This is a genomic window from Microbacterium sp. NPDC057658, from assembly GCF_042799975.1.
Lineage (GTDB): Bacteria > Actinomycetota > Actinomycetes > Actinomycetales > Microbacteriaceae > Microbacterium.
Genome location: NZ_JBHVHT010000001.1, coordinates 760619 through 777554, shown reverse-complemented (window position 1 = coordinate 777554; position 16936 = coordinate 760619). Strand labels below are relative to the sequence as shown.

Genomic DNA, 16936 nt, shown 5'->3' with positions numbered 1-16936 from the left:
ATGCACCCATGAGGACACAGGCCACGGCGGCAGGGGAGCGCAATGACGGGTGAGACATTCTCCGAAGACGACTTCCGCGATCAATGGAAAGAGCAGGCGGACGAGATCGGCCGCTTCAACCTCGCCATCTTCGGCAAGACCGGCGTCGGGAAGTCGACGTTGATCAACGCGATCTTCGGCGAGGAGGTCGCTCCCACCGGTGTCGGCGAGCCCGTCACGATGGACGAGCATCTCTACATCCATCGTTCCGGGTTCCTCGGTCTGCTCGACACGCGTGGCCTCGAGATCGGCAAGGACACCGATGAGCTGATCCGCGAACTCGGCGACTACCTGAAGAAGATGCGCCAGCGGCCGCTCTCCGAGCAGATCCACGTCGCCTGGTACTGCGTCCGGGCGACGGACCGGCGGTTCGAGGACACCGAGGCGGAGCTCATCCGTCGCCTGCACGAGCTCGGCCTGCCTGTCGTCGCCGTCCTGACACAGGTGCCGTCGCGGAACGGCGAGTATCACGCCGACGCTCTAACTCTGTCGGACCACATCGCCGGGCTCGACCTGCCGATCGTGGGAGGCCGTCCAATCCTGGTGATGTCGACGGCGGACGAGTTCACCGGCCAGGTTCAACACGGGCTCACGGAGCTCGTCGATGCCACGTTTCGCGCAGCTCCCGAGGGGGTTGAAGCAGCATTCGCCGCCGCCCAGAAAGTCGATCTGGCAAGAAAGCGCAAGCAAGCTCAAACAGCTGTCCGCGCGGCTGCCACGGCCGCGTTGACGGTCGGGGCGATCCCGATCCCCGTTGCGGACGCCGGTGTTCTCGTGCCCATTCAGCTCGGGATGATGGCGAGGGTGGCGGCGATCTACGGCGTCAGGGTCGAGACCGCCACGATCGCGGCGACCGCGGCGACAGTCGCCGTCTCTGCAGCAGGACGAAGCGCCGTCGCCGGACTCCTGAAGTTCATCCCGGGTGCCGGAACGGTGGTGGGCGGAGTGATCTCGGGCACCGTCGCCAGCACGTTCACCCTGGCGATCGGATACGCGTGGGCGGTGGTCTGCGGGGAGCTCACGCAGGGTCGACTGCGAGGCGTTGACGGTGCGCTCGACAACAACCTGGTGCGCGAGCTGTTCCAGACGCAGGTCGGCGTGTGGTTCAAGAAGGTGAGTGGCGGGCGGGACTGAACGGAACACCAGTTGAATCCGCTCTCTTAGACTCGCAACAGACTGACCAGGGGAGCATGGTGGAGAAAGAACTCAAGACTGCCGAGCGCGTGAGGATCGCCCTCGAGGTCCTCGGAGAGCGAGCTTCTGATGGCTCCTACCTGCCAGTCAGCGAGATCTGGGGGGAATCGCTGGCACGCGTACCGCTCACTCCATACGAGTCGGAGATCAACACGGCGAACAAACCCCGAGGCGAGACAAACTGGCGCTTCGCCAGCTCGGAATTCGTACCGGCCGGCTGGTTGCGGAAGAACCCTTCCCTTGCCGGCGAGTGGGCCATCACGAAGAGCGGCCTCGCCGCCCTCGAGGCTCATCCCGGCAACGAGCTCTTTGCCGAAGCCCAGCGGCTGACGGCCATCCAGCGCGAAAAGGAGCGGAACGAGATCGAGCGAGCACTCCCAGAGCGTTGGGTGAGCGCAGATTCGGCTCAGCGCACACTTCTCGCCGCCGCCGAGGTGATCGTCGAAGAGGGTCTACGCAAGGGACAATCTGCCTTCGCCCCTGGTCGCGAGATCTGGACGCCAGCGAACATCCGCGATCTGCACGCACTCTGGGCTGTCGCCGAGAAGGTCGAAGGCAAGGGGTTCAACGACAACCTTCAACTACAGTTCGCTGACGCGACGGACGACGTGAAGCTCCTCATGGCGGAAGTACTGGCTCTCCAGCTGCTGCCGATCACCAAGATCATCGGCCACGCGAAGAAGCGCGAACGAGTGGAGTCCATACTCCATGTGATGCGTCATCCCGTCGAAATCCCGCGGGTCTTTGATGCGGCATTTACCGGAGGTGCCTTCAACCCTGGTCGCGGAATGCAAGGGCAGATCAACCGGGCCATCACTGTGGTCCTCGATGTGCTGCTTGCGTGGACTCGGCTCAGTGACGACGCGCAGCAACTCGCACTCGATGAGCCTCTTCATTGGCGCGATCTCGTGCTGGGAGAGGAGAGCGGCTTCCCCACCCAGCGATACGCACTCCTCTACCTCGTGCACCCCGGGTTCTTCGGCCCCATCGTCTCGCCGGACCAACGCGACCTCATCCGTAGAGCTTTCATCGGCGAGATCGGCGGTGAGTTTTCAGAGGACCCGGACGCCGACCTTCAGAAGATCGTGATTGCTCTCCAAGTGAAGGAGGGCAGGCCTGTCGACTTCTATGGCGACCTCGAAGCGCGGTGGAGGAACGGCGACAATCCGGAGCCCGTTCCCGACCCATCTCCATTGCCAGATCCGTCCCCTGACCTCCCACACCCGCGCGGCTTCTTCCCCTCGGAGATCGACCTCCCCGGACTCGCGGGTGTCACCCAGGCCTGGCTCGGCAAGGTCACGAGCGCTCTTCACCGCCGGGGGCAGGTGATCCTCTACGGCCCTCCCGGAACCGGCAAGACGTATGTCGCTCGCGCGCTGGCCGACCGACTCGGCAAGCCCGGCAGCGTCGTGAAGCGCATTCAGTTCCACCCGTCATACACCTACGAAGACTTCTTCGCCGGCTACCGACCGGTGACGGATGCCGCGGGGCAGCTGTCTTTCTCCCTCACGCGCGGGCCGCTGCGAGAGATCGCGGACGAGGCCCGAAAGAACCCTGATGTGCCGCACGTGCTGATGATCGATGAGATCAACCGGGCGAACCTCAGCAAGGTGTTCGGTGAGCTGTACTACCTGCTCGAGTACCGCGACGATGCGATCGACGTGCTCTACGCCGGGTCGGGCGATGATGGCGGGAAGTCCTTCAGCCTCCCCGCGAACGTGCTGATCATCGGAACGATGAACACCGCCGACCGGTCGATCGCACTGCTCGACTCGGCGATGCGCCGCCGGTTCGCATTCTTCGAGCTGCATCCGGATGTCGCTCCTGTGAAGGGCATCCTCTGGCGGTGGGCGGAGCAACATCCGCAGACACTTCCGGTCGCAGAGCTGTTCGAGCTGCTGAACGAGAGCATCCGCGATCGCGAGGACCGCATCGGCCCGAGCCATCTGCTCCGGACGGACGACCTGAGCGAGGCGGACCTGCGCGCCGTGTGGGAAGAGAGCATCCTGCCCCTGCTCGAAGAGCGGCACATCGGTACCGGCGTCGACGTACACGTGAAGTACGGGCTGGATGCTCTGCTCGCGGCCGTCACGGTGAGCGCGGACCCATCGCCTCAGACATGAACGCCGTAGTGGCCGAGCCTCGAGTCGAGGAGATCGCCGAGAAGGGCGAGTCCTTCGTCGCGCTCACTGCGTCACAAGCAGCGCGTCTGCAGGAGCTGCGATTCTGTCGGGTCTCGCCAACGACGGATCTCGACATCTGGCGGGTCACGGAAGTGACGCGCGTCGGTGTGGTCGCGATCGATGACGTACGTCTGATCGTGCGCCCGAAGACGCCGCTCCGAAGTCTTATCTTCATGGCCTCGTACTCAGGCTTGCAGGCGGAGGTGGATGATGCGTCGTTCTCCTTCGAGGCCGATCAGGATCTGCCTGCCGCGCTGGCATCCGCGTTGCTGCGGGCAGTCGGAGAGGCGACGGGCCGAGGGCTACTCAAGGGATACGTCTCCGTCGAGGAGACGCGCACCGTGATCCGCGGCCGCTGGGACATCCCGCGGCAGCTCAAGGTGCGGCCGGGTATTCCCGTGCCGGTGGAGCTCACCTACGACGACTACACGGAAGACGTTCCCGAGAACAGGATTCTCAAGGCTGCGCTGCGCGCGTTGGTGCGGTTGGAGCAGCTTCCGGGGCGGGTGGTCGACAAGCTCGGTCCGCTGCTGGGGTTGTTCTCCGAGGTATCCGATCTGCGTGCGACGGGCCCGGTCATGCTGCCCGCAGAGTCACGGTTGAACGCGCACTACCAGCCGGCACTCCGCCTCGCCCGATGGGTTCTCGAGGCGACATCGTGGGCACACGCCGAGGGTGCGAGCTCGGGGTCCGCGTTATTGCTGAACGTTGCGAAGATGTACGAAGACTTCGTCGGGCGGGTTCTTCAGGCGACGCTGCATCCGGAGGGGTTCGACGTCGACCTACAGATGTCGGACTGGCGGTTGGACACGGATGGGAAGATCCGGATGCGCCCGGACATCGTAATCTCGCGGAATGGGCGAGTAGTTGCGGTCGCGGATACGAAGTACAAGGTGTGGGGCGAGAGCGATGGGTCGCCGCCTAACGCAGATGTGTATCAGGCGCTCGCGTACGCCCTGACGGCGGGCGTTCGCGAGGTGCACTTGCTGTATGTGTCGGGGGATGTGGAGCCGCGGCGGTATGAGATTGCTGCGACGGGGACGACGGTGGTCGCGCACGCGGTGGATGTGAGTGGGGAGCCGGGAGAGCTAGTGGGGCGAGTTCGGGAACTCGGCGCTGCCCTTGTGCTTCCCTCGTTCTCGGCAGCGTAGATAGGCCTCTGCGCGCATCCGCATCTCGACGTTCTTCGCCGGAGTGCTCCTGTTCCTGCTGTTGGTCGTGTTCGGCGACTCCGTCGGAACCAACCCCATGGCCGCGCTCGTCGCCGTGATGATCACGGTCGCGATCGGGGCCTTCGACTGGCACCGCGTGCATCCGTCGACGATGAAGCGGATGCGAAGAGCGAGACCTTCGTGATGATGTCTACGGTTTGTGGGTCTTGATGACTCACAACCTGGCTGTCGGCGTGGTCGGTGGGGTGCTGGTCGCGTCGGTACCGTCCGTGCGGCCAGTGGCGCGCGCTGCTGCTCCCTCAAGATCGTCTATGTCGACTCCGACGGCATACGTCGAATCGACGTAACCAAGCCGCTCGGCCACGGCCGAGAAGTGCAGGCGTCCAGCGATCGTCTTCGGCTCTTGGAACCCACCGAGCAGCGCCGCGTTCGCGGTCCCCTTAGTCTCGAAAACAATATGGCGGTTACCATCGAGGGTATCTACTGTCACCGCCCAGTCTGGGTTGTAGCTGCCAAACGGAGTGGGCACAGTGAAGTTTGGGGGGAGCTTGACAAACGACTTCACGTCCTCACGTCGGAGAAGCTCGAGCGCAAGGGCGGACTCGACCTGGGAGTCCGACACCACATGGGTGTATGGGGACTTTGCGCTGAAGTCGATCGCCTCGCCGTCGCCGTTGACCACGATGTTGCCACCGTTGCCCACGTAGCCCTGGAGGTCCGCCTGCTCCAGCAGAGTGAGTGGGTACCAGCGCTCATCATCGGGACGATCGTCAGCAACGAGGCCATATGTGAGGCCATTGACCAGGAATTGTGCCTTGGTTTCGTTCAGCAGCTTCGAGACCCGATCAACATAGGCCTGTGGATTGCCGCGGAACTGCGACAGCGTCCCCGATTCGGTGAGAACCGAAGCGATCGTCGCGCGCGTGAGCTGAGTCCGATCGGCGAGTACCGACAGCATGTCTGGAAGGTCCTCGCTGTCTGCATATGTACGTCTGCGCGGCGGATGCTCGCCACGTCGGCGGTTAGGCCGCTCTGGTCGATCCGGTCGACGCGAGACGACTGCCATTCACCCTTGCGCTTGCGGACGGGCTCCATCTGTCGCAGTTTGTTGATCAGCGTTTCACGCAGGTCGTTCTCGTCTACACGCAGTCTGTACTCAGTTCGATGCCGAATCCGGTTCCACAGCGTTTCAAACTCTGGGCTCTCAAGACGCTCGCGCACGCGGGGTGAAGCTCGAGGGCTTCGTTCCGACCGCCGAAGATCTCCACATCGACGCGGTGCACCATCTACCGTTCACCGGGGAACCACTCGTAGATGTCGTGGCCCGACCAATCTTGGCTGGCTTAGTCCCCACCGATGAAGCGCCCGCGGACCGCGAAGTGCCGACGAGCTGGTCCATCTTCTCGCGCAGTTCGTCGCTCTTGCTCATCACTCCAGCGAACCGGGTGGCGGCGTCAGATGCAAGGGTGCGGGCGAAGACGGAGGGGTATGTCGCCTCCTGCTCAGCGACCAGGGCGATCAGCGCCAGGGATCGCGAACCCATCAGCCGAGGAACCGAACTTCTCCCCCGAGCTCACCTGCTGAGCCACCCGGCGCAACGCCAACAACAACGGCTCCACCAGCACTGACCCCAGCACCACGTACCGCACCGCAGCCTCCGCAGACTCCTCCGGCACCCCCGCGATCTCCGCATCCGCGATCCGCCGCGCACTCGCGAGGTACTCCTCCATCACCGCCTCCGGCACCGTGAACCCGACGCGCTTCAGCCCCTGCAACGCGCGCGCGACCGCATGCAGCACCGCGGGGTCACACATCCCTGGCTTCCACCCGAGCTGGGCGGCGAGCGCCTCGGCGCCAGAGAGGTCCAACGCGTCATCGGCCGGCGGGGTGATCGCGGCATGCGCGGTCCCCAGCAGCTCGTGCGGGTTCGCGGGCGGATCATCCAGCGCCGCGACCACCCGTCGCGTCTCGGCGATGCTGACCCCCGCGTCGAGCAGCGCCCGGATCACTCGCAGCCGCTCGATGTGCTTCTCGCCGTACGCGGCCTGCGTCGCGGAGGTGCGCTCGCCCTCGGGCAGCAGGCCCTCGCGCAGGTAGTACTTGATCGTCGGCACGGTCACGCCGGTCTGCGCTGACAGTTCGGAGATCTTCATGGCCACCTCTTGACTTCGATAGTAGCGCTATCCATTATGGATAGCATCGCTATCCAGTTGAGGAGTCGCCATGTCGAAGGTCATCACGGGCCGCATGACCCACCGCCACGAGGGCGAGCTCGTGGTGTTCCACATCGGGATGCACATCAACCGGTGGTGGCGCCCCGACCTGTGGCTGCCCGCGTTCGTCGCCATGCCGCGCATGCTCCGCGAGCTCAGCACCGAGCCCGACTCCGGCCTGCTCGGCTACCAGCTCCTCCTCGGATCGGGCGGGCCCTACGTCGTGCAGTTCTGGTCGTCCGTCGACAAGCTCTACGCCTATGCCTCCAACCCGGACCAGCAGCACCGTCCGGCCTGGACCGCCTTCAACCGCGCCGCCCGCAAGGCTCCGGGAGCGGTCGGCGTGTGGCACGAGACGTTCCTCGTCGACACCGCAGAGAGCGTGTACGTCTCGACGAAGCGCATGGGCTTGCCGAAGGCCACGGAGCTCGTCCCCGTCGGCAAACATCATGACCGGGCGCGGGCGCGGTTCGCGGACGGTCGGATAAGGCACAAGCCCACCCGAAATGCGAGCCCTTCTGATGCGAAGCGAGAAGGTCGTTTGGAACAGCCTCACTATGATGTGGGCTAGGCGAGAACCGGCCTACCCCCAAAACGCATGCGGCGACGCCTGTCGAGATCGAGGAGAGCGCGAATGCCTGAGAATCACGCGAGTCTAGAAGACCTTCTCGATAGCGTCAGCATTGAGCAGCCCGTCGAAGTTGATCTCCGCCGTCTTCTCGAACTCAACGGGAACACTCGGCGCGGCAAGTCTGTGGTGGCGTCTATCAATGCCGCCCTTCGCCACCGAGGCTACATAGTCGAGCCCGAGCTCGAACGCGCCGACTATTGGGGAACAGTCACCATCAGCGATCGAAGGACCAGTAGTCGCTCGAACCACCAGGTGGGCCTCCCTGTTTCGAACATCGCGCAAGATGCCCCAGAACTGACGGCGGTCGGTCCGGACGACACGCTCGAACTGGTGGAGACGCTCATGCTCATGTCGGACTTTTCGCAAGTCCCAGTGATGGATAAGACGCGGCGAAAGCTGCATGGAACGGTGACGTGGAAGTCAATTGCGCGCTCGCGGGCGAGTGGGCATGTCGACGCGAAAGCCAAGGACGTCATGACTACGGGCGGACACGTCGCGGAGTCGGCAGACAACCTCATGGACCTCGTGCCGACCATACTCGCCAGCGATTTCATCTACTTCCGAAATCGCGAGAACATCATTGTGGGCATCGTCACTTCAACGGACCTGGCCGCCACCTTTCAGAACTCGACCGGTTTGTTCGTACGAATCGGCGAAATCGAGAGCCTGCTCCGCCTAATCCTGGACCAGCTGCCCCTCCCAGAACTCGAGTCCTCGCTTGACGAGAGCATCGTGAGGGAGGACTTCGGCGGCGCGAGCGATATGACGTTTGGCGAGTACATTAGAGTGCTCGAGAACCCAAAGCACTGGGCCACGCTAGCCCTCGGATTGGACCGAAAGACTTGCGTTGCGAGCCTCAAGCGCGTTCTCGACCTACGAAACGACATCATGCACTTTCGAACGCGAGCGGAAGACACTGACAGCGAAACCATGGTCTTGGGCTGCCTCAATTGGCTCACGGCTGCTAGCAAAGCCCGACTATAGAAGGGGTAGCCGCGGCTGGCGAATTCGCCAAGGCACAGCATAAGAGCAGAAGTACACCGCGTTACCATTACCCTCACACCATGCCCACCGATCGCCCTCGCGCTTGGATCTTCGACGTCGACGGCACCCTCGCACTCATCGGCGACCGCTCCCCGTACGACATGCGCAGCGTGTCGATCGACACCCCGAACCACCCGGTCGTGGTCGCCGCCCAAGCCTTCGCCGCACACCCCGACGTCGACGCGATCATCGTGGTCTCGGGCCGAGATGAGACCGCTCGTCGTGCCACTGAGGCCTGGCTGACGTTCAACGAGATCCCCTTCGACCGCCTCTTACTCCGCCGCACGGGCGACCAGCGCGCCGACAACATAGTCAAGGCCGAGATCTACGACGCCCACATCGAACCACACTTCGACGTGATCGGCGTGGTCGACGACCGCCGCAGCGTGGTCGAGATGTGGCGGTCTCGCGGGCTGGCCTGCTTCCAGGTGGCGGAGGGCGACTTCTAAGCCCGCGCAAGGTCAGGCCGTGGCCGGCGGCACCGTCAAAACGTCACCGCCACACTCGTCGCCGGCATCACACGCCGAGCGGGTCATGGCTTCCATCGTGAATTGCGCACGGACACGGAGCGATCGGTGAGATTGACGCCGATCGTAAAAGCAAGGAGCCCGACCACGAGGTACACGGCAAGCGCATCTCCAGCCGGGCTGTCGAGGTTGCCCGACGAGCCGAACCACGCAAGGACCCCGAACCACACCAGAACGGGAACGATGGCGAGAAGAGTGCCGAGCTTCCTGCCGACCCGCCCCACCAACGTCCCCCAGAGAAGAAGAGCTACGCCGACCGCGACATAAAGCATGATGCCCACCTCTAGCAGTTCCTCACTCACCGCCGTCGCACACCCGCCGGCCCACCGACACGAAGCCGCGGGATCGCGCTCGCTGCGTCATGAGACATATGAAAGCACACATATGAGGTCGCAACCGATATTCTTGACTCGCGGTACGCAACGAGTGAGCATGGAGAACCGCGACCGTCGCGCCGCACAGCAATCCAGCGAGAGGCTCAGCCCGCCGCGATCCCCCGCAGCAACCGCACCACCGTCTCCTCCACCCGCTCCGCACTCAACGGCTGCCCGATCAGCGCGGAGTACGAGGCGATCGCGATGAACTCATCGGCGACCGCGGCGGCATCCACGTCCGCCCGCACGTCTCCGTCCGCGCGTCCGCGCGCGACGCGCTCCGCCACCCACTCCCGGATCGGCGCCGCCAGCCGCTCGTTCAACACCAGCCCCAGCTCCGGATCAGCCGCCGTCACCTCGATGAGCGCCCGCGCCAGCGACACACCCTCAGGCCGGGCCAGACCCGCGGACACCGCCGTGAACCATGCGCGCAGGTCCGCGCCGAGGTCATCCGTCATCGGCACGACGACATCTGAACCAGGGACCGTCCCCTCGAGCAGCGCTTCCCCGAGGATCGCGGCCTTCGACGGCCACCATCGGTAGATCGTCTGCTTCGACACCTCCGCCTCAGCCGCGAGGCCCTCGATCGTCACGGCCTCGTATCCGTCTGCGGCGAGCGCGCGGCGCATCGCCTCCAGCACGGACTGGCGGGCCTTTTCACTGCGAGGACGGGGCACCTTTCGAGCGTACAGAGGCGTACACTGGAACATAAGTAGACGCACCGTTGCGAAACTACGACGGCACCCGAGCAAGGAGAAAGAGCATGGCCCTCACCGCACACTCCACCATCGGCGACTGGATGAACGACCCCACCGGCGGCCCGCTCATCCGGGGCCTCTTCGAGCAGACGGGCGCCGACCCCGAGCTCCTCACCCCCGTGCTCGGACTCCCGCTGCAGCAGCTCGTCACCATGAGCCAGGGCCAGCTCCCGCAGTCGGTCGTCGACGACCTCGTGCGCGCCGCGAACAACGGCGAGATTCCCGAGGACGATGCCTCCGAGGGCTGGACCGAGAAGGTCACGGCGGGCCGCTTCGCCGGCAAGACCGTCATCGTCACGGGTGCCGCCTCCGGCATCGGCAAGGCCACCGCCTCGCGCATCGCCCGGGAAGGCGGTCGCGTGATCGCCAGCGACATCGCCGCCGAGAAGCTCGACGCCCTCAAGGCCGAGCTGCCGGACGCCGACATCGTGACGGTCGCGGGCGACCTCACCACGCAGGACGCGATCGACGCCGTGCTCGCCGCCGCGGGCGACCGCATCGACGGACTCGCGAACGTCGCTGGCATCAACGACGACTTCTCCCCGGCCGGCGAGACGCCGGATGCCGTCTGGGACCGCGTCATCGCGATCAACCTCACCGCTCCGTTCAAGCTCATGCGCGCGGTCATCCCCGTCATGGAGAAGGCCGGTCGCGGCGCGATCCTCAATGTGTCGAGCGAGGCGGGCCTGCGCGGAAACGCCTCGGGCAACGCCTACACGGCCAGCAAGCACGGCATCATCGGCGTCACCAAGTCGGCCGCCTTCATGTACGGGCCGAAGGGCATCCGCGTGAACTCCGTCGCCCCGGGCGGCGTCGCCACCGGCATCCCGATGCCCCCGCACATGTCCGAGTACGGCTCCGGCCGCCTCGCCCCGTTCCAGCAGGCCATCCCGACCGTCGCGACCGCTGAGCACCTGGCCGCATCGATCACCTTCCTGCTCTCGGACGACGCCGTGAACATCAACGGCGCCATCCTCGCCTCCGACGGCGGCTGGTCCGTGCAGTAACGCGACTCCATGGAACCAACGCCCCCGCCGACCCGAACGGCGGGGGCGTTCTCCGTCGGGGGTCAGCGCTTCTGCGTGAGGACCGCGGTGGCGAGGGCGGTGGCGATGACGCCGAGCGCACCCACGCCGAGGAGCACGAGACCCGCAGGCCAGACCTCTCGCCGGAAGACGTCGTAGCTGTCGGAGTACTCGACGATGTGCTCGGCCGTCCCGACTCCCGTGAGGCTGATGCCGACGATCAGGGCGACGACGGATACACCCCACGCGACGATCCATCCGAAGCGGTTCACAGCAAGCTGGCGCCGCTCCGCATGCTCGGCCTCCTCCGCCTCTGGCACGGTCCCCGACCGTGCGTCGTCATCGGTCTCGGGCGTCACCTCGGATGTGGTCTCCATGGCCGCACCATATCTGACGGGACCGGTTCCGGCAGGATGCCGGTCACACCACTCCGACGAGCTCCTCGCGCACCCACGCTTCGAGGGTCGTCGGCGTCGTCGAGAGGACGGACCGCGGCTGCTCCGCCGTGAAGTCGTCGCGGAGTCCGGTCGACATCCCGAGCACGGCCTCGGCCATCGCCTCGGGCATCCCCGCAGCGCGGAGCCCCTGACGCATCTCCTCGTCGTCGATGCGCTGCACGGTCACCTCTCGCCCAAGCTCGCGCGTCAGGATCGCGGCGACCTCGGCCCAGCTCAGGTCCGCGGGCCCGTGCACGGCCTGCACCCGCCGCCCCGTCCACTCCCCGTTCAGCAGCGCGAGCGCGGCGGCCTCCGCGATGTCGCGCGGCGCCACCCAGGGCATCCGGAAGTCGAGCGGGAGCACCGTGGCGAGAGTCCCTGCCCGCAGCGACTCGATGTCGAGCAGCAGGTTGGTGAAGAAGTAGCCGCAGCGCAGATGCGTCACGTCGATGTCGAGGGCGTCGAGCGCGATCTCCGTGGCGGCCAGACCGTCGATCTCGCCGACGCCGTGCCGCTTCTCCGCGCCGACGCTGCTCTGGAACACCACCCGCCGGACGCCGTTCGCCCGGACGGCCTGCACCAGGGCCTCGGTCGCTCGGGCGTAGTCGGCGAGCGGGTCGTCGGAGAACACCGACGGATCCACCCAGTACAGGGCATCGACGTCCCGCGTCGCGGCGACGATTGCCTCGGCATCCTGCGAGTCGGCCCGGGCGAACTCGACATAGGGGCGCAAGTCGGTGGCGATGCCATCCGGGTTCCGGGCGAGCAGCAGGGGGCGGACGCCGGCGCGGACCAGCATCGGGGTGAGGTGGTGCCCGACGTGGCCGTTGGGAGTGGTGACAGCGATGCGCATGAGGGTCCTCTCGGTCGGTGTCGCTCCACGCTATGGACGGATACGGCCTGATTCCGGCCGCATCTCGCGCGATGATGGAGCCGTGGACGCCCCCTCGCACCGCACCCTCCATCTGCTGTCGCTGCTGCAGACCGGCGGCGAGTGGAGCGTGCCCGACCTCGCCGCCCGCCTCGCGGTGAGCCCGCGGACGGTCCGCCGCGATATGCAGCGCCTACGCGACCTCGGCTACGACGTCCACTCCCGCCCCGGTCCCGGCGCGGCCTATCGCCTGCGACCGGGGACGCGCATCCCGCCGCTGCTCCTGGACGCCGACGACGTCACCACGCTCATCACCGGGTTGCTCGTCCTCGAAGCGTGGAGTCCGGAAGACCCGGCCGCCGCCGTCGCCCGCGGGAAGATCGAGCAGGTCCTCCCGCCTGGGCTTCGACGACGGGCCGCGGCGACGGCGTTGTCCACGCAGATCCTCCGCGCAGAGCCGGCGCCCGCGGAGTGGGCTGCGGTCGGGACGCTCGCGGACGCTGTCGCGCAGGGCGCTCGCGTCGCCTTCAGCTACACCGACCAGCATGGACGCGCTTCGGAGCGGGTGATCGCGCCGCATCGCCATGTCCTCCGCGGAGGGCGGTGGTACGTGGTCGGCTTCGACATCGACCGCGACGACTGGCGGCTGTTCCGGCTCGATCGGATGCGGGAGGTGCGGACGGTGCCGGGGACGTTTGCGGCGCGGGAGTTCCCGTTCGCGTCGGTCGAGGAGTGGCTCACGAGCGACTTCGGCCGGTCCGGAAGCTGATCCCGCGCGGCGGCGCAAGCCCCTCCGCGGGACCTGGATCCCCGCCGTACTCTCGCGGGCATGTTGAAGATCGTGTCGATCGTGATCCGCGTGGACGACCTCTCGGCCCAGACCGCATTCTGGAAGGCCGCCCTCGACTACGTCGAACGAGACCCCGCGGAGGACGACTGGGTCGTACTCAAACCCCGCGACGCCGACGCACCGTGCATCGCGCTCGACGCGCACCACTCGGAGCGCGTGCTGCCCCCGCGCATCCACCTCGACATCTACGCGGAGGACCAGGCTGCCGAGGTGCAGCGTCTCGCCGGGCTCGGAGCACGGGAGGTGCACTGGGACGGCCGCCCGGACGACGCCGACTACATCATCATGGAAGACCCCGAGGGGAACCGCTTCTGCATCGTGGACCGTCCCGACTGGGGCGGGTGGAGTGCCGGGTGAGTCCGGGGCGGTCGTACGGGCTCCTGCGGGTGCGGAGTGCGAAAACGTTCCGGGGCGGGCGAGCTGAGGGGCGTTATTGCACCCGCGCCGGGGCAGAGTGGCGCGTACGCCGTTTGGCGAGTTCGAAAACGTTCCATGGCCGGCGGGACTATGGACGTTTCTGCACCCGCACCGCACCGAGTCCCGGCGCGACAGGAGGTGCGATTCTGCGCCCGCACTCAAGGGGCCCGGAGTCCCCCGCAGTGCGGAGTGCAAGAACGGACCGATGCGCGCCACGCGAAGGGCGGTTTCGCACCCCGCGGCGGCGCGCATGCGAACCGTGATGTGGAGTGCGAAAACGAGCGGGGGTTCGCGCGGTCAGGCACGGTTCTTCACTCGCACCGAGCGGGCCTGAGATGTGGAGTGCGAAAAGGGACCGGAAACCGCGGAGAAAGGAACGCTTCTGCGCACGCACTGGCGCGACGCACCGGCGCCGCGCGAGGGCCGGACTAAGCGCGGGGGAGGCGGGCGCGGGCGGCGCGGACGAGGGCGGCGTTGCTCGGGGCGTCGGTGCCGTCCGGGAGGAGGAGGGTGTCCTCCAAGCCGATCCGCGTATCGAGGCCGAGCTCCCCGGCGAGGTCGAGGGCGGGCCAGGCCGACAGCTCCTCGCCGTGCAGCAGGATCGGCAGGTCGGGCTCCTCGCGCGCCACGTGGGCGATCAGCCCCTCGGCGTGCGGACGGGCGACGTCGGCGGCCTCCGCGGGAAGCTCCACGAGCACGCGCAGGCAAGCACCACGGACCGGGGAGACCCGCCACGCCTCGAGCCCCGCTGCGTCCCAGATGCCCGCTTCCACGTCGATCCCCCGTCGACGCAGCGCCGCGGCCACCTCGTCGGCTCCGGCCTCGTGCCAGTTCACGGAGGCGTAGTCGGGAAGTTCCGTCCAGCCTTCGATGGCCGCGAGCCGTCGCGACACGTCGGGCTCGGCCCAGGCTCCGGTCGTCACGCCCACGGGTATGCCCGGCGCCGCGGCACGGACGGCTCCGAGCCACCGCCGCACATCCTCGGGTGCCAGCGAGTCGCGGCCGGCGGCGTCCTTCGCATGCACATGGATCTCTGCGGCACCAGCATCCACGGCCGCCGCGGCGTCCTGGGCCACCACCGTCTCGTCGGCGCTCAGCCACGGATGCTCCGTGACGTCCCTGGCACCGTTCACGCAGACCTGCAGGATCATCCGCGACTCACCACATGAGGTCGCGCGGGTGCGCCTCGTTCGGAGCCACGTCGTCGGACGGCCCCTCTTCCGTGCGCACGAAATGCTGCACCTGACGCGCTGTCGCCGCGCCACGGCCGACCTTCACCGCCTCCTCCATCGACTCGAAGCTGCTGCCCAGCGTGTGCGACTCGCCCTGGATCCGGTTGAACCAGATGCCGTTGCGCGAGAACGTCTCGATGTCTCCTGCGGCCATGCCCTGCCTTTCGTCTCCTCCTTTCTACGTGAGGCGACCGACGACGAAGAGGCCCTTGACATGTCATGTCGCCCACGGGCGCCGACCCACCCCCTGCTGTGCATCCCGGCCCGTTACGGACGGGCGCAAGGGGCCGGGTCGACCGCAAGAGGCCGGGTCGACTGCAGGAGGGACGCCGCGCGTTGACCCACCCTCTTCCGTGTATCCCGGCCCGTTGCGGACGGGCGCACGGGGCCGGGTCGACCGCACGGGGCCGGGTCGAGCATCCAAACGCGGTCAGGCGACGTCGAGGACCCAGGTCACGCCGAAGCGGTCGGTGAGCATGCCGAAACCGGCGGACCACGCGGAGGCGGCGAGAGGTTCGATCACGGTCGCACCCTCGGCGAGGGCGTCCCACACGGGCTGCAGCTCATCCAGGGAGTCCGCTCGCAGCGACTGGAAGAAGGAGCGGTCCGTGATCGTCATCCCGTTCTCGCGACGGGTGGTGCCGGCAGTCGCGGCGGTGTCGTCCGCGCCCGGGATGTCGTACGCCATCAGCCGCACGGGTCCGTCGAGCTGCCCGAACACGAGCTTGTCGAACCCGGGAACACCCTCCGGCATCCCGAACTGGCCGTAGGTGGCCGCGGTCACCTCGCCGCCGAAGACCGACCGGTAGAAGTCGAGGGCCTGACGGGCCGTGCCGCGGAAGTTGAGGTGGGTGGTGGTCGTGAGAGTCATGGTGTCCTCCGTGTCCCGGTCCGCTGATCGGACCGTGTGATACCACCGTCACAGAGGTAGAGGTCTGTTTCTGTCCTCTTTCCGGCGCAGAATGGAGCCATGACCGGAAGCTCGTCGCGCATGCTCGCGCTGCTGTCCCTGCTGCAGGCGACACGCGACTGGCCCGGCGGGGAACTCGCCGACCGTCTCGGCGTCACACCGCGCACGGTGCGCCGCGACGTCGATCGACTGCGCGCGCTCGGCTACCGCATCGGATCCACCAAGGGCCCGTACGGCGGCTACCGCCTCGAAGCGGGGTCGGACATGCCGCCGCTGCTCTTCGACGACGAGCAGGCCGTGGCGATCGCCGTGGCCCTGCAGAGTGCGAGCGCGACCGGGATCGAGGTCAGCGAGGCCGCACAGCGCGCGCTCGCGACCGTCCGTCAGGTCATGCCCTCGCGCCTGCGCCACCGCATCGACGGGATCCGCTTCGACGGAGCACCGGCCGCGGTCCGCGCCGACCCGGCCGTACTGGAGGCGGCGAGCGCGGCGGTACGCGACCGGAAGGTGCTCCGCTTCGACTACGGATCCGCGCGGGACCGCCCACCACGGCGCACGGAGCCTCATGCCGTCGTGGCGCGCGAGGGCCGCTGGTACCTGCTGGCCTGGGACCTGGAGGCGGCCGACTGGCGCACGTATCGCCTCGATCGACTGCAGCCACGCACGCCGACCGGGCCCTCCTTCACGCCGCGCCCTCTGCCTGCCGCGGACGCGCAGACCTTCCTCGCCGCCCGTGCCAAGGGTTCGACGACCGAGGACCGCTGGCCGTGCACGGGCGTGGTGGATATCGCCCTGCCGGCGCGGGACGTGGCGCCGTGGGTCGGAGACGGCGCCGTGGTGCCGCTGTCGGAGGACTCGTGCCGAGTCACGGTCGGCTCCTGGTCGTGGACGGGTGTGCTCGCCGCGGTGGCCCGGTTCGACGCGCCGTTCACGGTGGTCGGGCCCGAGGCGCTGCGCGAGGCGGCGGGGGTGCTGGCGCAACGGTTCGCAGCAGCGCACTCCTCCTCCTGACGCCGCCCCGCGGGGCAGTTATCCAGAGCCTTCGGGGAGATCCGTCCG

At 67.2% G+C, this 16936-nt stretch carries 20 protein-coding genes; 11 read left to right on the top strand and 9 right to left on the bottom strand.

Annotated elements, in window-relative coordinates; genetic code table 11:
- Positions 1–42 precede the first annotated feature (42 nt).
- From ACFU8V_RS03725 to ACFU8V_RS03710, 4 genes are read left to right on the top strand one after another with little or no spacing between them, the layout of a single operon-like run.
- Positions 43–1173 carry a GTPase family protein gene (locus tag ACFU8V_RS03725; protein ID WP_378869096.1) on the top strand — a complete coding sequence of 377 codons (1131 nt, stop codon included), beginning with the start codon at positions 43–45 and terminating at the stop codon, positions 1171–1173.
- A gap of 56 nt (positions 1174–1229) precedes the next feature.
- Positions 1230–3356, top strand: a complete 2127-nt coding sequence (locus ACFU8V_RS03720) for an McrB family protein (protein ID WP_378869093.1) — start codon at positions 1230–1232, stop codon at positions 3354–3356.
- Entirely contained in the window at positions 3353–4567 is a 1215-nt protein-coding gene (locus tag ACFU8V_RS03715; RefSeq protein ID WP_378869090.1) for an McrC family protein, read from the top strand. Before ACFU8V_RS03720 ends, ACFU8V_RS03715 begins: the two co-directional genes overlap by 4 nt.
- Before the next feature lie 43 nt (positions 4568–4610).
- The gene (locus tag ACFU8V_RS03710; protein WP_378869087.1) at positions 4611–4772 is read left to right on the top strand and encodes a hypothetical protein; all 162 of its coding nucleotides are present in this window, start codon (positions 4611–4613) and stop codon (positions 4770–4772) included.
- A 30-nt stretch (positions 4773–4802) separates the two neighbouring features.
- On the opposite strand, the gene ACFU8V_RS03705 is transcribed toward ACFU8V_RS03710, so the two are convergent.
- Together ACFU8V_RS03705 and ACFU8V_RS03700 are read right to left on the bottom strand one after the other, a co-directional pair.
- Complete coding sequence (locus ACFU8V_RS03705; protein ID WP_378869084.1) at positions 4803–5546, bottom strand: hypothetical protein; 744 nt, start codon at positions 5544–5546, stop codon at positions 4803–4805.
- A gap of 544 nt (positions 5547–6090) precedes the next feature.
- Positions 6091–6741, bottom strand: coding sequence for a MerR family transcriptional regulator (locus ACFU8V_RS03700; protein ID WP_378869081.1), 651 nt, complete (start codon positions 6739–6741; stop codon positions 6091–6093).
- Positions 6742–6811: 70 nt separating this feature from the next.
- Here ACFU8V_RS03700 and ACFU8V_RS03695 point away from each other — a divergent pair, with 70 nt between their 5' ends.
- From ACFU8V_RS03695 to ACFU8V_RS03685, 3 genes are all read left to right on the top strand, one after another.
- Positions 6812–7372 carry a monooxygenase family protein gene (locus ACFU8V_RS03695; protein ID WP_378869078.1) on the top strand — a complete coding sequence of 187 codons (561 nt, stop codon included), beginning with the start codon at positions 6812–6814 and terminating at the stop codon, positions 7370–7372.
- Positions 7373–7435: 63 nt separating this feature from the next.
- Complete coding sequence (locus tag ACFU8V_RS03690) at positions 7436–8416, top strand: CBS domain-containing protein (protein ID WP_378869075.1); 981 nt, start codon at positions 7436–7438, stop codon at positions 8414–8416.
- An 80-nt stretch (positions 8417–8496) separates the two neighbouring features.
- A complete protein-coding gene (locus tag ACFU8V_RS03685) occupies positions 8497–8925 on the top strand; it encodes a polynucleotide kinase (protein ID WP_378869073.1) in 429 nt (142 codons plus the stop codon).
- A gap of 83 nt (positions 8926–9008) precedes the next feature.
- On the opposite strand, the gene ACFU8V_RS03680 is transcribed toward ACFU8V_RS03685, so the two are convergent.
- Both ACFU8V_RS03680 and ACFU8V_RS03675 read right to left on the bottom strand, forming a co-directional pair.
- Positions 9009–9305: a hypothetical protein gene (locus ACFU8V_RS03680; RefSeq protein ID WP_378869070.1), complete on the bottom strand. Its 297-nt coding sequence runs from the start codon at positions 9303–9305 to the stop codon at positions 9009–9011.
- A gap of 176 nt (positions 9306–9481) precedes the next feature.
- Positions 9482–10054, bottom strand: coding sequence for a TetR/AcrR family transcriptional regulator (locus ACFU8V_RS03675; RefSeq protein ID WP_378869067.1), 573 nt, complete (start codon positions 10052–10054; stop codon positions 9482–9484).
- Between the two features lie 86 nt (positions 10055–10140).
- On the opposite strand from ACFU8V_RS03675, the gene ACFU8V_RS03670 reads away from it, so the two are divergent.
- Positions 10141–11142: an SDR family NAD(P)-dependent oxidoreductase gene (locus tag ACFU8V_RS03670; protein WP_378869064.1), complete on the top strand. Its 1002-nt coding sequence runs from the start codon at positions 10141–10143 to the stop codon at positions 11140–11142.
- A gap of 62 nt (positions 11143–11204) precedes the next feature.
- Here the strand turns inward: ACFU8V_RS03670 and ACFU8V_RS03665 are convergent, their stop codons facing one another.
- Positions 11205–11537, bottom strand: coding sequence for a hypothetical protein (locus tag ACFU8V_RS03665; protein ID WP_378869061.1), 333 nt, complete (start codon positions 11535–11537; stop codon positions 11205–11207).
- 43 nt (positions 11538–11580) lie between these two features.
- Positions 11581–12450, bottom strand: a complete 870-nt coding sequence (locus tag ACFU8V_RS03660; RefSeq protein WP_378869058.1) for an NAD(P)H-binding protein — start codon at positions 12448–12450, stop codon at positions 11581–11583.
- A gap of 82 nt (positions 12451–12532) precedes the next feature.
- On the opposite strand from ACFU8V_RS03660, the gene ACFU8V_RS03655 reads away from it, so the two are divergent.
- Together ACFU8V_RS03655 and ACFU8V_RS03650 are read left to right on the top strand one after the other, a co-directional pair.
- A complete protein-coding gene (locus ACFU8V_RS03655; protein WP_378869055.1) occupies positions 12533–13237 on the top strand; it encodes a helix-turn-helix transcriptional regulator in 705 nt (234 codons plus the stop codon).
- Positions 13238–13297: 60 nt separating this feature from the next.
- On the top strand, positions 13298–13675 hold the full coding sequence (locus ACFU8V_RS03650; protein ID WP_378869052.1) for a VOC family protein: 378 nt from the start codon (positions 13298–13300) through the stop codon (positions 13673–13675).
- A 488-nt stretch (positions 13676–14163) separates the two neighbouring features.
- Here ACFU8V_RS03650 and ACFU8V_RS03645 read toward each other — a convergent pair whose 3' ends face one another.
- From ACFU8V_RS03645 to ACFU8V_RS03635, 3 genes are all read right to left on the bottom strand, one after another.
- Positions 14164–14886: a 3-keto-5-aminohexanoate cleavage protein gene (locus tag ACFU8V_RS03645; RefSeq protein ID WP_378869049.1), complete on the bottom strand. Its 723-nt coding sequence runs from the start codon at positions 14884–14886 to the stop codon at positions 14164–14166.
- 7 nt (positions 14887–14893) lie between these two features.
- Positions 14894–15121 (bottom strand): hypothetical protein, encoded by a 228-nt coding sequence (locus ACFU8V_RS03640; RefSeq protein ID WP_025104100.1) that lies wholly within the window; start codon positions 15119–15121, stop codon positions 14894–14896.
- A 276-nt stretch (positions 15122–15397) separates the two neighbouring features.
- Complete coding sequence (locus tag ACFU8V_RS03635; protein ID WP_378869046.1) at positions 15398–15838, bottom strand: VOC family protein; 441 nt, start codon at positions 15836–15838, stop codon at positions 15398–15400.
- 99 nt (positions 15839–15937) lie between these two features.
- On the opposite strand from ACFU8V_RS03635, the gene ACFU8V_RS03630 reads away from it, so the two are divergent.
- Positions 15938–16888 (top strand): helix-turn-helix transcriptional regulator, encoded by a 951-nt coding sequence (locus tag ACFU8V_RS03630; protein WP_378869043.1) that lies wholly within the window; start codon positions 15938–15940, stop codon positions 16886–16888.
- Positions 16889–16936 lie beyond the last annotated feature (48 nt).